Source organism: Cupriavidus sp. FW305-F7, assembly GCF_058782875.1.
On the sequence record NZ_JBYSYC010000088.1, the window covers coordinates 1 to 14221 of the forward strand.

Genomic DNA, 14221 nt, shown 5'->3' on the forward strand with positions numbered 1-14221 from the left:
ACAACGACAAGCTGCAGGTACAGGTCGACAACAACCAGGCCACCGATTGGGGAGGCCTCGCCGTCAACCTCGCCTGCGTCAAGTAAGCCGGTTGGATGGGGCGCGCGTCTGTCTCGGGGGAGGCAGACGCGCGCCTGAGCGGAGGCAGGGCAAATTGTCCTGCCTCCTTTCATTTTTTCCGTGGTGCCTGGCATGTTGAACGACTGCGTGCAGCCCGTTCAGCTTGACCTGTTGCATACCGGGACAGTGCGGATCGGGGAGGGCCCCGGCCGGCCTGATCGATGACGTGGGCCACCGCTACGACGTGCGGTTTCCGCTCAACATGACCTATCGGTGGGGATCTGGCGGAGCAGTTCGGACAACACGTCGGCATCGCCGACATGCTGATGTTTCATCAGCGCCGCGCTAGCCACCAGCGCGGGCCACGTCGTCAGCCGGCAGCCTGCCCCGCAGGCATAGTACCCTGAGCGTCGCGGCAAGTAGCCGCTCCCAACGGCGCCGCCATGATGGCCGCATCGCGTCGACGGGCAACGGGCACGGCTGTGCCGGCTCCGTAGCCGCTGCCACGTCCGCTTGCAGCGCGGGCTGCGCGAAGACGGCGTGCCCGCTGTACTGGGCCAGCAGTTCCTCGCGGCTGACTTCCTGCACCCCACCGCCCCAACCTGGCAGGGCGACGAGAAACCGGCCGTGCTCGCAGCGCTGCAGCAGTACGCACGGCCTGTTCTTGTCCAGCAACAGGATGGCCGGTATCGAGGTATCCGGGATATCGTCGAGCTCGCGTTCCGCCAGCCGGCTTGACAAGCCGGCGCGCGCCGCCGCGGCGCAGAGCAGCGGCAACGTCAGGGCCTGCCCGTCCAGCGGCAGCCCTTCCAGCAGGACCGCTGAAGGCACCGTCCGTTGCAAGGCCCGGTTCAGCAACAGCAGGCAGCCCAACATCGGATCGTCCGCACCCGTGAGCCGGCTCATTGCGGCAGGAGGCTCCCGGCGGCCAGTCACGAAAGACAGGTCGGAAGTGCCGGGATGCACCGCGGGCGTGGTCCTGGGTTGCTGGGTGCGCCGTGGTGGCGCTGATTCAGCTTCGATGTCTTCTGCTGGCGCCTCGCATAGTGCAAGGTCAGCCTGCGCATGTCGCCCGCGCGAATTCCGTTCACCCATGATTCCCCCCGGCTTCAGTGGTGTGAGCTCTACTGCGAGGGTAGTGCACCAGGGAGCGCGAGCCCATCATGCAAACAGGCTAGTGCAGCCGCGGCAAGACTGATTCAGGATTGAAACACCCGGGGCATGCCTGTTCCCTGGCGCGAACCGGCCGGCCCCCTCAACGCCGCTGCGCCAGCCAGATCCCCGCCGCGATCGCGGCCAGCCCCACTGCGTGGTACCAGCGGGGCCAGTCGCCCAGCAGCAGTGTCGACAGCAGGGCGGCGAACACCGGTGTCAGGGTGATAAAGAACACCGGCAACTGAGCGCCCGCGCGGGCGATGGCGCGGTCCCAGGCAAAGTAGGCGAGCAGCGAAGGAATGGTTGCTACATAGAGCAGGATGGCCGCGACCTTGCCGTTCCATTGCAGGGGCTGGTCCAGCGTCATCAGCTCCCATGCTGTCACGGGCGCGCTTGCCAGTACGCCGGTGACGATCTGCGCGAACAGCAGCACGGGCAGGGGCACGGCGGGGCGCTGCTTGCGCAGCAGCCAGGTATAGCCGCTCCAGGCAATGGTGGCGGCCAGCATGAACAGGTCGCCGGCGACCAGGTCCAGCTGGGCGAGCCGGCCCAGCTCGCCGCGTACCAGGACGAAGGTCACGCCGACCATGCACAGCAGCGCTCCGGCGACATGCCATGGCTTCACCCGTTCGCCAAAACAGATCGCGCCGATCACGATCAGAAACAGCGGCGTGGATGCGCCGATCAGCGTCACGTTGATCGGTGTCGATGTAGTCAGCGCCAGGTACTGCAGGGCGTTATAGCTGGCGATCGAAAGCACGCCCAGGGTGGTGATTACGCCGGCGTGCCGGCGCAGTGCCGCGCGGTGCTCGATCACGCCGCGCCAGGCAAAGGGTGCCAGCAGCAGCCCGGCCAGCACCCAGCGCACAGAGTTCAGCGTGATGGGTGGCACCGTGCCGGCGGCCAGGCGGCCGACGATGGCATTGCCGGCCCAGCTCAGGGGCGGGAAGGTAAGCAGGAACAGCGTTGTCCAGTCGATGCGTCCAGTGGTGTTGCTGCTTGCGTGCATGGGGATGGGGCGCTTGTAAAAAAGCGCATTATCCGCCATGCACGGCGCCGGGGCGCCTGGCGCCAAGATCCAGGGGGGAATGTGTCATGGCCTTGCGCAGGCCATGACCGCAGTCATTGGTCAGGTGTCCCGAGCGCGCGGCTGATGCGCAACGCTCCCAGGGTGCCGATCACGCCAGACAGCAGGTAGAGGCTGACCGCCGCCAGGCCGAACAGCGATGACAAGCCCAGCGCCACCAGCGGCGCAAAGGCGGCGCCGAACAGCCAGCCGAAGTCCGTGGTCAGGGCGGCCCCGGTGTAGCGGAAACGGCGTTCGAAGTTTGACGTCACCACGCCCGCAGCCTGCCCGTACGACAGGCCCAGCAGGCCGAATCCGACCAGGATGAAGGTGTCCTGGCCGGTGGCGCCGCCACCGAGCAGCCACGGCGTTGCCAGGCTGAAGATGCCGATCAGCACGGCCATGGCCGCCAGCGTGGTGCGCCGGCCGATGCGGTCCGCGATCCAGCCGGATAGCAGCGTGCCGATGAACGCGATGAAGCCGCCCACGATCTGCACGGCCAGCACGTCAGAGATGTCCTGTGTGCGGTGCAGGATCACCCAGGAGAGCGGGAACACCGTGACAAGGTGGAACAGCGCATAGCTGGCCAGCGCAGCAAAGGCCCCCAGGAAGATGTTGAAGCCTTGCGCGTTCACCATCTGCAAGGTGCTGATCGGCTCCAGCTCGTCTTCTTCGAGCAGCTGCGTGTATTCATGGGTCACCACCAGGCGCAGCCGTGCAAACAGCGCCACGACGTTGATGGCGAAGGCCACATAGAACGGATAGCGCCAGCCCCATTCGATGAATTCAGGCGGGGTCAGGCTGGCATGCAGGAACAGGTACAGCGAACTGGCGATGATAAAGCCGGTGGGCGCGCCGAGTTGGCCCACCATTGCATACCAGCCGCGCTTGTTCTCCGGCGTGTTGAGCGCCAGCAGCGACGGCAGCCCGTCCCACGACCCGCCGAACGCAATCCCCTGCAGGAAGCGGAACAGCGCCAGCAGGTAGATCGACGCGGCACCGATCGACGCGTACGACGGCAGGAACGCAATCCCCACCGTGGCCGTACCGAGCAGGAACAGTGACGCCGTCAGCTTGATGCCCCGGCCCCAACGCCGCTGGATGCGCATGAACAGCGCAGTGCCGAACGGGCGCCCGATGAACGCAAACGAGAAGATCGTGAAACTGTAGAGCAGCCCGGCCAGCTCGCCCGCGAACGGAAAGTAGACCGCCGGGAAGACGAGCACGGAGGCGATGCCGTACACGAAGAAGTCGAAGTACTCCGAGGCGCGTCCGATCACCACCCCGGTGGCGATCTCGGCGGGTGCCACCTGGTGGTGGCCGGGCGCCGGAGGTGCAGTCGGCGATGCGCGATGCTGGTGGGTGAGGCTGGCCATCGTCAAGTCTCCTTCTGGCAGGAGTGCTTCGATACTGCACGTGGAGCCGACCCCATTCGGATGAAATTGGCTCTTAAGTCTCGCACTGACAAGAATAGCGCCTAAACTGCCATAGAAAAACGAAAGGTGGGTTCACCGGCAGTTTGCCGATATTCCTCAGACGCCACATCCGAGACTATGGGCCGCTTCGACGCTGTAGTGCCGCTAAGACGTGTGCAGGGAAGATTACTGCTTCGGTGTGCCGCCGCAGTCATGCTGGCGTGCCTGGCCGGCTGTAATGCAGTGCTGCTTGCGCCATCAGGAGACATGGCCGTGCGCCAGCGCGACCTGATCATCATCGCCACCTGCCTGATGTTGCTGATCATCGTTCCGGTGATCATCCTCACGCTGCTGTTTGCGTGGCGCTATCGGGAAAGCGCAACCGACGCGCCCTACAACCCCGACTGGGACCACTCCACGGTGCTTGAACTGGCGATCTGGGCCGCGCCGCTGCTGATCATCATCGCGCTGGGCGCCGTGACCTGGGTTAGCACCCACCAGCTCGATCCCTACCGCCCGCTGACGCGGGTCGAACCAGGCAGGCCGGTGCCGGCGGACGTGAAGCCGCTGACGGTGGAGGTGGTGGCGATGGACTGGAAGTGGCTGTTCCTGTATCCCGAGCAGGGCATCGCCACCGTCAACGAGCTGGCTGCACCGGTCGACCGGCCCATCGCTTTCCGCATCACCGCCACCTCGGTGATGAACGCATTCTTCGTCCCGTCGCTGGCCGGCATGGTCTACGCCATGCCCGGCATGGAAACCAAGCTGCATGCCGTGATCAACAAGTCCGGCGTGTATGAAGGCTTCTCCGCCAACTACAGCGGCGCGGGCTTCTCGCACATGCGTTTCAAGTTCCACGGGCTGTCGAGCGAGGACTTCGAGCGCTGGATCCAGCAGGTCAAGTCATCGGGCCAGGGGCTGTCCACGGACACCTACCTCAAGCTCGCGCAGCCCAGCGAGCGTGAAGCGGTGCAACGCTATGCCAGCGTGGCGCCAGGCCTCTACGACCTGATCCTGAACCGTTGCGTGGGCGGCGGGCCGTGCGTGGCAGACACCATGGCGCTTGACCGCAGCCGCGGAAAATTCGACCCGTCCGGCGCGGTCTGCACGGCGCGCAACACCCCGGCCACAGCACCGGTGTTCGCGCGCAATGACGGCCGGGTGCTGCTGCAGTAAGGCGCGGATCCGGATCTTCCCTTGCGGTACTGGCCAGCCCCATCGGCCATGGTTGGTTAATTCAGGCCCCAGGTGACAAACATGCCCGAGCGCTCGGAACTCGCCAATTTGATCTTCGGCCGTCTTTCATGGGAGGCCGTCCCGCTGCATGAACCCATCCTGCTCGGCACCTTCCTCGTGGTGGTGCTCGGCGGGGGCGCATTGGTCGCAGCGCTTACCTACTACCGCCTCTGGGGCTACCTGTGGCGGGAATGGTTCACCAGCATCGACCACAAGAAGATCGGCATCATGTATGTGATCCTGGGCATCGTGATGCTGCTACGGGGCTTTGCCGATGCGGTCATGATGCGCATCCAGCAGGCCGTCGCGTTCGGCGACAACCTTGGCTACCTGCCGCCGCACCACTACGACCAGATCTTTACCGCGCACGGCGTGATCATGATCTTCTTCGTGGCCATGCCGCTGGTCACGGGGTTGATGAACTTCGTCATGCCGCTGCAGATCGGCGCCCGCGACGTGGCCTTCCCGTTCCTGAACAACTTCAGCTTCTGGATGACCACGGGCGGTGCCATCCTGGTCATGATGTCGCTGTTCGTGGGCGAGTTCGCGCGCACCGGCTGGCTGGCCTATCCGCCGTTGTCCGGCATCATCCACAGCCCTGACGTCGGCGTCGACTACTACATCTGGGCGCTGCAGGTGGCCGGGGTAGGGACCTTGCTATCCGGGATCAACCTGCTGGTGACCATCGTCAAGATGCGAGCGCCCGGCATGACGCTGATGCGCATGCCGATCTTCACCTGGACCGCGCTGTGCACCAACGTGCTGATCATCGCCGCGTTCCCGGTGCTGACCGCGGCGCTGGCGCTGCTTGCCCTGGACCGCTACGCCGGCACCAACTTCTTCACCACCGAGCAGGGCGGCAGCGCCATGATGTACGTGAACCTGATCTGGATATGGGGCCATCCGGAGGTGTACATCCTTGTGCTTCCCGTGTTCGGGGTGTTCTCGGAAGTGGTTGCCACGTTCTGCCGCAAGCGCCTGTTCGGGTATGCGTCGATGGTCTACGCCACGGTGGTGATCACCGTGCTGTCGTACCTGGTCTGGCTGCACCATTTCTTCACGATGGGATCGGGTGCCAGCGTCAATTCGTTCTTTGGCATCACCACCATGATCATCTCGATCCCGACAGGTGCCAAGATCTTCAACTGGCTGTTCACGATGTACCACGGCAAGATCCGCTTCGAGCCCCCGATGCTCTGGACCATCGGCTTCATGGTCACGTTCGTGATCGGCGGCATGACCGGCGTGCTGCTGGCGGTGCCGCCCGCTGACTTCTCCTTGCACAACAGCCTGTTCCTGATCGCGCATTTCCACAACGTGATCATCGGCGGCGTGCTGTTCGGCCTGATGGCAGGCATTACCTACTGGTTCCCGAAGGCATTTGGCTATCGCCTGGTCTCGTCCTGGGGCAAGGCATCGTTCTGGTTCTGGCTGGTCGGCTTCTACTTTGCGTTCATGCCGCTGTACTGGCTCGGGCTGCATGGGGTGACCCGGCGCATGAGCCATTTCGAGGATGCAACGTACCAGGTCTGGTTCCAACTGGCTGCGTTCGGCGCCTTGCTGATCGCCATCGGCATCACCTGCTTCCTGGTCCAGCTGGTAGTCAGCTTCATCCACCGTGAGGAGCTTCGCGACCTGACCGGTGATCCGTGGAACGGCCGCACGCTCGAATGGTCGACCTCATCCCCGCCGCCGCAGTACAACTTTGCCTTTACGCCGGTAGTGCACGACACCGACGCCTGGTGGCACATGAAGCAGAATGGCTATGCGCGGCCGCAGCAGGGCTTTATTCCGATCCACATGCCGAAGAACACCGCGGCCGGCATCGTGCTCGCGGGGTTCTCCACGCTCTGCGGCTTCGCGTTGATCTGGCACATCTGGTGGCTCGCGGCGGCAGCGTTCGCGGCGACGATCATCGGCGCGATCATCCATACGTTCAACTACAAGCGCGACTATTACCTCCCGGCCGATCTGGTGATCCAGACCGAGGCGGCGCGCACACAACGGATGGCAGGCCATGGCTGACACGACCTTTCCCAACCATGTGAGTGGCACCGCCGCCGCGGACACGGCGCCGCCGGGCGGCTACCAGTTCTACCTGCCCGAAGACCATCACCCGCAGAACGGGACGCTGCTCGGGTTCTGGCTTTACCTGATGAGCGACTGCCTGATATTCGCGTGCCTGTTCGCCGCGTATGGCGTGCTGGGCCGGGAGTATGCGGGGGGACCGAGCGGGGTAGAGCTGTTCGAGCTGCCGCTGGTGGCGCTGAACACCTCGTTCCTGCTGCTGTCGTCGATCACCTACGGCTTTGCCATGCTGCAGATGCAGCAGAACCGCATCGCCGGCACCCAGATCTGGCTGGCCATCACGGGGGTCTTCGGCGCGGGGTTCCTGGCGGTCGAGCTTTATGAGTTCGCGCACCTGGTCCATGAGGGTGCAGGGCCGCAGCGCAGTGCGTTCCTGACCTCGTTCTTCGCGCTCGTCGGCACCCACGGGCTGCACGTGACGTGCGGCATCATCTGGCTGATCGTGCTGATGACCCAGGTGGCGCAGCACGGGCTGATTACGGCCAACAAGCGCAGGCTGATGTGCCTGTCGATGTTCTGGCACTTTCTCGACGTCGTCTGGATCGGCGTCTTTACCTTCGTCTACCTGATGGGAGCGTTGCCATGAGCGCGCACGACGAAACGCTGGACAGCCACGGACACAGCCATGGACATGACGAGGAAGTGGGGCCGCACGCCACGCTGGGCGGCTATCTGACGGGCTTCGTGCTGTCCGTCTTCCTGACCGCCATCCCGTTCTGGCTGGTGATGGGAAAGGTGTTCGACAAGTCGTCCACCACCGCCATCGTCATCCTGCTGATCGGCGCCGTGCAGATCGTGGTGCACATGATCTACTTCCTGCACATGAACGCCAGGTCGGAGGGCGGCTGGAACATGCTCTCGCTGATGTTCACGCTGGTGCTGGTGGTGATCACGCTGACGGGTTCGCTATGGGTGATGTTCCACCTGAACAGCAACATGATGCCGACCATGCAGCATGAGCGCACGACAGACGCCGGCACGGCGATCGTGCCGCCCAGGACCAAGTAGGCACGGGCCCGCAGCGGCGGGAATGGATTTCCGCCTCGTTCCCGTTCACGGGGCCTGGCATGCGCGCAACGCGCCTGGTCGCGACCCTGTGCCTGGCGCTGCTTTCCGTGCCGGCTTGCGCGCAGCGGCTGGCCGTGGAGGTCGAGAACTTCAGCACGCCAGGCCCTTGTGCGGAAGAAGACAATGTCTCGTTCGCTCTGTCCGCCGCCGCGGTTGCCAGGTTCCGGATCCAGGCATTGCATCCCCCCTACGTCAACGCCATCCGCATTGACAGCTCCGCGCCGGATTTCTCCGGGTGCAACTTCGGCAAGACGCCTCACCCGACTGATCCGCGCCATGTCTTCGTGCCGCGCACGGTCATCCTTCATGACGACAGGAACATTGCCATTGTCGGCATCACGTTCGCCAGCTTCTGGCGGCCACATCGGGTCCCGGTCACGGTAGCGGGCAGGGCCGATGCCGGCTTTCACCTGATCCAGGTGTTCCGGAAATCCGGCCGGACGCGTACCGAGGTCCTGGTGCTCTATCCCGCCGATGGCTACTGGCGGGCGAAACCGTTGCCGGCCCGCAATCTGGGTGTCAATGCATATGGCTCTTCGTTCTTGCTGGGGCCGGTAGAGCAGGAAGGGCGCCCGGTGGTCAACATCGTGCGGATAGAAATCGAGCCGCAACCCTTGGCCTTCAGGCTGCATTTCACGGAAGGAGGCCAGGCAACGGTCACGATCACTGAAATCAGCGACATCCGTACGGCGCTCGATGTCCGGTTCCTTCCGGCCCATGACGCCAAACGTCCGTTTGCGATGCTGCGTTCCATGTATGTTGCCGACGACAATGCAGACGCGAGCGAAGTCTCCTGGACCACCGGGCCGGCTGGTGAGGCCATCAGGAAGCCAGTGATGGCCGTCACTTCAATGCAGGCGACCGCGGTGAGATTCGGCCGTACGGTCCGGTCGCGTCACAACACCAGTGCCCCCGATTTGATGTTCGACGCCTTCGAAGCGCCTCCGACGGAGGGCACGACGCCAATGGGAAAGAGCCCGGACTGAGTCGATTCCGGCACCTTACGACAAGCCAATATATTCATGTCGACAATAAAAATTACGACTGCTATGATTGGGCGCTCGATAGCCTGAGCCGTTAGAAATCGCTTGCCGCACGGTGGTGCGGGCTGGCATCAGTTTTCAGGCTGGGAAATTGTCGAAAGAACATGGGGACGACGATGTCATCACTGAAAGAGCTGCTCGCCATCACATTGTGCGCCGGGGCAATCATTGCCCTGGGCGCACCGGGGCCCGTGCAGGCACAGGAAGCCTGGCCCGCGCGCCCGATTCAAATGATCGTTCCGTCGTCTCCCGGGTCGGGAACCGACGCGCTGGCGCGGGCCATGGCGCAACGCCTTTCCGAATCACTGAAGCAGGCTGTGGTCGTGGAGAACCGGCCGGGCGGCAGCGGGGTGATCGGGACCAATGCCGTCCTCAAGGCGGCGCCGGACGGCTACACGATTCTCTACACAACGGCATCCAACATGGTGGTTGCGCCGGCCGTCATGAAGTCCGTTTCCCAGGAGGCAAGGAAGAGCCTCGTGCCGATCGCGCAGACAGCCGCGGGTGGGGTGTTGCTGCTGGTTAGCCCGGATCTGCCGGTGCACGACTTGCCAGGACTCATCGAGCTGGTGAAGGCGAATCCGGACAAGTACAGCTATGGCAGCTGGGCCACCGGCTCGTCCGCGCACTTGACGATGGAATGGCTGAAGAAGCAGACCGGCATGAAGACCGAGCACGTCGCATATCGGACATCCAGTCAACTGCTCACTGAGCTTTCCTCGGGGGTGCTGAAGATCGGCTGGACCGATCCCAGCGTGGCGGTTCCGTTCCTGCGTTCGGGGAAGGTGCGTGGCATTGCCATTGTCGGCAACGTGCGCTCGCCACAGCTTGCCAACGTCAAGACGATGAGTGAACAGGGCTATAAGTTCAATACGGTGGGATGGTTCGGCATGTTCGCGCCGGCCGGAACCAGTCCGGCGATCGTGAAGCGGCTGGCAGATGAGGCCAACAAGGTGCAGGCATTGCCGGAGATCGCGGCGCTGATGAAGAGACTGAACTTCGAGCCACCTCCGGTAAAGACCTCCGCGCAGTTGGGCGAGATCGTCCGGAACGATCTGCAAGTCTGGACGAAGATCGCCAACGACGCAGGGATCAAGGTCGACGAATAGGAGCTGGCGCACCTGCGCCAGCGGATCCTTGTCACAAGAAGGAAAGTTCAAGGCGTGCAAGGTAAAGCGGAACGTTGCGCCTTGCCAGATGATTCAATCGTCGCGAAAGACACTCAGACATCAACCGATCCACTGCGTCACCAAATCGGTCTGTCCTTTGGCGAATTCAAGCGGCGATCCGCAGGTGAACGGTCATATTCGATAGAGCACAGGAGACGACATGGCAAAACTCGTTAAGTTTTATGAAACAGGCGGACCCGACGTCCTTCGTTTTGAAGACGGCAGCGTTGGTGAGCCCGGACCGGGGGAGGTCCGCGTCCGCCACGTGGCGGCAGGCCTGAACTTTGCCGATACCTATTTCCGCAGCGGCACTTACAAGGTTCCGCTGCCCAGCGGCATCGGCAACGAGGCTGCTGGCGTGATCGAGGCCGTCGGTGCCGGCGTTAGCCATCTGGCGGTCGGGGACCGTGTGACCTATACGGGATTTACCAACACGCTGGGCGCCTACAGCACGGACCGGCTGATCTCTGCCGATCCGCTGATCAAGCTGCCGGAGGCAATCAGTTGCGAAGTCGCGGCGGCCATGACGATGCGGGGCTTGTCAGCGGCCTACCTGATGCGCCGGATCTACCCCTTCAAGGCGGGCGACTCCATCCTGCTGCATGCCGCGGCAGGTGGTGTTGGCCTGATTGTTTCGCAGTGGGCCAAATTGCTGGGGCTGACGGTGATCGGCACGGTTTCCACCGATGCCAAGGCCGAAGTGGCGCGCGCCCACGGCTGTGACCACACCATCAACTACAGCCATGAGGACGTGGCCAAGCGCGTGCGGGAACTGACGGACGGCGTGGGCGTGAACGTGGTCTTCGACAGCGTGGGCAAGGACACCTTCATGTCCTCGCTGGACTCCCTCAAGCGCCGCGGCTTGCTGGTGTGCGTGGGTTTCGCCTCCGGCCCGGTCACCGGGTTCGATCCGGCAATTCTGGCCCGCAAAGGCTCGGCATTCCTGACGCGCCCGGGCCTGGCCGACTATATCGCCGATCCTGCCGAGAAGGCGGAACTGGTAGGTGAGCTGTTCGGCCACGTGGCGGCTGGCCGCATCCGCATCGGGATAAATCAGCGCTATGCCCTGGAGGATGCAGTGCAGGCACACCGGGACCTGGAGTCTCGAAAGACCACCGGCTCGTCGATTTTCGTGATTTGACAGCACGACGCAGCTCTCTCATCCAATTCGACATTCTCAAGATTCACATCTCAACCCGGAGATCCATCAACATGAACTTCCTTGACGGCCACCTGTATCCCGAGAACCAGCAGCCTCTGATCATCACCGCCGCTCCCTATGCGCCGGGCTGGATCCCGTCAGACTTCCCGGAAGATATCCCTGTCACCATGGCGGATCAGATCCAGAAGGCGGTGGATTGCTACGAAGCCGGTGCGAGAGTGCTGCATCTGCACGTGCGCGAAGAGGACGGCAAGGGCAGCAAGCGCCTGTCCAAGTTCAATGAGCTGATCGCCGGCGTGCGCAAGGCCTGTCCCGAGATGGTCATCCAGGTGGGAGGCTCTATCAGCTTCGCGCCTGAAGAGGGCCAAGGCGCCAAATGGCTTAGCGATGACACGCGGCATATGCTGGCCGAACTCGATCCGAAGCCCGACCAGGTGACGGTGACCGTCAACACCTCGCAGATGAATGTGACGGAGCATGCTGGTGTGGATGATTTCAAGGGACTGTCGCGAGGGTTCGCGCACCTCTACGATACCTACAAGGACATGGTCGTGCCCTCGAATCCCAGCTGGTTCGAGGAGCACGTTCGACGTCTGACCGCCGCCGGAATTCAGAGTGAGTTTCAGTGCTACAACATCAACAGCTTTGAAACGATTGAGCGGATGATTCGCCGCGGCGTCTACAAGGGCCCGCTGGTGATGAACTGGGTGGCTATCAGCGGCGGCATGGATCAGGCGAACATCTACAACCTGGCAAATATTCTGCGAGCTGTGCCGGACGGAGCCGTGGTAACGGTGGAGAGTTCGGTGCTGAATGTGCTTCCCATCAACATGATCGGCATGGCCTTGGGCCTGCATGTGCGGTGCGGCATCGAGGACGTACTCTGGAACCAGACCCGCACGGGAAAGATGAGCACCGTCGAACAGATCAAGCAGCTGGTGCGTATCGCCGGCGAATTTGGTCGCCCCATCGCGACGGCGCAGCAGACCCGGGAGATCTTGCAGCTTGGGGTCTTCTACGACACGGTGGAAGAGACGCTTCAGAAGAATGGCTTCGCACCCAATCGTAACGGTGGCCACCAGGGCTTCCTGCGCAAGGCCGAATGCATGTAAAGAGCCCTGGGGGGAACTGATGGCCGGGCATCCTCGACCCACCATGTGATTGCCGAAGGCGGGACCCGCGACGGTATGGGTCCCGTTCTTTCGCCTTGCTGCCGTGGACCCTCAAGACCTCGATCGCCGTGTGGCCGATGCTGCGAGCAGGGTTTTCCCTCTGTTTGCGCGAAACGACAACAACTTGTCGTGATCGGTCAAGCCGGTTGACGCGGGGCGATCCGAGAATGGAGAAATGACGGCAATCAAGAGGTACAGACATGAGGAAGCGGACCAATAACTTATGGTGGCGCGGATACGCCTTGGCGATCGGAGTTGGTGTCGTCGGCGGGATGCCCGTGGCTCAGGCCCAGGAGGATTGGCCAAGCAAGCCGATCCGCCTGGTGGTTGGAGGGCCTGCCGGCGGCAGCGCCGACGCCTTGGCGCGGCTGCTGGCGGAAGGCCTGCAGAAGGCATGGAGCAAGCCGGTTATCGTAGAAAACAAGCCTGGTGCCGCCGGCGCGCTGGCGATCAGCGATTTGCAGGCCACCGGCAAGGATGGTCATACCCTTCTGGTCATCCAGGGCGGCGTCGTGAGCGAAGCGCCGTTGGCCTACAAGGTCCATTACAAGCCCTTTGCCGACCTGAAGCCCCTGGCCCAGGTCAGCCGGACGGGGTTGGTGCTGGTTGCCAACAAGGATGTGCCTGTATCCAACCTGAAGCAGTTGGTGGACTACGGCAAATCGCAAAAGGACGGCCTGGTTTTCGCGTCTTACGCTGCGGGATTGAGGGGCCACACCTCGGGCATACTGCTCGGGCAACTCACCCACGTGCCAATGCGGCATGTTGGCTACAAGGGCTCGCCTCCGGCGTTGAACGACCTGATGGGCGGCCACGTGCCGCTGATGTTCGATGGGGTGACTACCTCATTGCCGCTGATCAAGGCGGGAAAGATCAAAGCGATTGCGGTGGCCTATCCAAGCCGAATTTCCGCATTGGCGGATGTGCCTACGTTCAAGGAGCTCGGCTACCCGCAGCTGGCGCAGGCAGGCTGGTTCGCCGTGTGGTCGCGCCCGGATGTCGCTCCGGCAGTCCAGCAAAAAATCCGCGAGGCGACGCTGGCGTACTTCAAGCAACCCGGGGTGCAGAACCGCGTCAAGGATATGGGCATGGAGCAGGGGAATGCCGTCACCTCGGAAGAGATGATGGCGGACCTGAAGCAGGCATACCAGCAACAGGCCGCGCTGCTGAAGTCCATAAACTACCAGCCAGAGTAATACGGCAGTCACCTGGCCGCGCAACTGGCTGGGTGACTACCGGTGCGGCAGGCCCCTAGTGAAGCCCGATCACGAGCGTTTGCGCATGAACGCTTCGGCCTGCGGCCACTCGCCATAGCCAAAAGCGGGGTTCAGATGCCCGACCGATCACGTCGATCTTTCAGTAAGTCGCGTCACCGATGATGGCGGTGCGCTCCATCTTCCGGTGGCACGGGGGGTAATCCATCACTGCGTAGTGCTGGGTTGAACGGTTGTCCCAGAACGCAACGCTGTTTTTCTTCCAGCGGAAACGCACCTGGTATTCGGGGATGGTAGCCTGGCTGACCAGGTAGTTCAGCAAATTGGCGGCACCCGGCGCCTTGTCGATGCCGAAGCGCACGTTGTCGGGCAC

General features: G+C 63.1%; 13 protein-coding genes. 9 read left to right on the top strand and 4 right to left on the bottom strand.

Annotated features, from left to right (window positions below; translation table 11 throughout):
- Positions 1-405: 405 nt before the first annotated feature.
- The 3 genes from AC3WL8_RS38810 to AC3WL8_RS38820 form a co-directional block, all read right to left on the bottom strand.
- Positions 406-966 carry a cysteine peptidase family C39 domain-containing protein gene (locus AC3WL8_RS38810; protein ID WP_492380164.1) on the bottom strand — a complete coding sequence of 187 codons (561 nt, stop codon included), beginning with the start codon at positions 964-966 and terminating at the stop codon, positions 406-408.
- A gap of 349 nt (positions 967-1315) precedes the next feature.
- Entirely contained in the window at positions 1316-2224 is a 909-nt protein-coding gene (locus AC3WL8_RS38815; protein ID WP_211981156.1) for a DMT family transporter, read from the bottom strand.
- A 113-nt stretch (positions 2225-2337) separates the two neighbouring features.
- The gene (locus tag AC3WL8_RS38820; protein ID WP_013952663.1) at positions 2338-3657 is read right to left on the bottom strand and encodes an MFS transporter; all 1320 of its coding nucleotides are present in this window, start codon (positions 3655-3657) and stop codon (positions 2338-2340) included.
- 177 nt (positions 3658-3834) lie between these two features.
- Here AC3WL8_RS38820 and cyoA point away from each other — a divergent pair, with 177 nt between their 5' ends.
- From cyoA to AC3WL8_RS38865, 9 genes are all read left to right on the top strand, one after another.
- Positions 3835-4872 (top strand): ubiquinol oxidase subunit II, encoded by a 1038-nt coding sequence (cyoA, locus tag AC3WL8_RS38825; protein ID WP_153953966.1) that lies wholly within the window; start codon positions 3835-3837, stop codon positions 4870-4872.
- Positions 4873-4953: 81 nt separating this feature from the next.
- On the top strand, positions 4954-6957 hold the full coding sequence (cyoB, locus tag AC3WL8_RS38830; RefSeq protein ID WP_211981157.1) for a cytochrome o ubiquinol oxidase subunit I: 2004 nt from the start codon (positions 4954-4956) through the stop codon (positions 6955-6957).
- Positions 6950-7606, top strand: coding sequence for a cytochrome o ubiquinol oxidase subunit III (cyoC, locus tag AC3WL8_RS38835; protein WP_013952666.1), 657 nt, complete (start codon positions 6950-6952; stop codon positions 7604-7606). The genes cyoB and cyoC overlap by 8 nt, the downstream gene beginning before the upstream one ends.
- Complete coding sequence (gene cyoD / locus AC3WL8_RS38840; RefSeq protein ID WP_013952667.1) at positions 7603-8028, top strand: cytochrome o ubiquinol oxidase subunit IV; 426 nt, start codon at positions 7603-7605, stop codon at positions 8026-8028. Before cyoC ends, cyoD begins: the two co-directional genes overlap by 4 nt.
- Before the next feature lie 59 nt (positions 8029-8087).
- Positions 8088-9074 (top strand): hypothetical protein, encoded by a 987-nt coding sequence (locus AC3WL8_RS38845; protein ID WP_211981158.1) that lies wholly within the window; start codon positions 8088-8090, stop codon positions 9072-9074.
- A 173-nt stretch (positions 9075-9247) separates the two neighbouring features.
- Entirely contained in the window at positions 9248-10240 is a 993-nt protein-coding gene (locus AC3WL8_RS38850; RefSeq protein WP_492380165.1) for a Bug family tripartite tricarboxylate transporter substrate binding protein, read from the top strand.
- 220 nt (positions 10241-10460) lie between these two features.
- A complete protein-coding gene (locus tag AC3WL8_RS38855; RefSeq protein WP_153953964.1) occupies positions 10461-11441 on the top strand; it encodes a quinone oxidoreductase family protein in 981 nt (326 codons plus the stop codon).
- A gap of 71 nt (positions 11442-11512) precedes the next feature.
- Positions 11513-12574: a beta-keto acid cleavage family enzyme gene (locus tag AC3WL8_RS38860; RefSeq protein WP_010809758.1), complete on the top strand. Its 1062-nt coding sequence runs from the start codon at positions 11513-11515 to the stop codon at positions 12572-12574.
- 260 nt (positions 12575-12834) lie between these two features.
- Complete coding sequence (locus AC3WL8_RS38865; protein ID WP_153953962.1) at positions 12835-13830, top strand: Bug family tripartite tricarboxylate transporter substrate binding protein; 996 nt, start codon at positions 12835-12837, stop codon at positions 13828-13830.
- 160 nt (positions 13831-13990) lie between these two features.
- Here AC3WL8_RS38865 and AC3WL8_RS38870 read toward each other — a convergent pair.
- On the bottom strand, positions 13991-14221 hold a 231-nt coding region (locus tag AC3WL8_RS38870; protein WP_492380166.1), incomplete at its 5' end, for a TauD/TfdA dioxygenase family protein.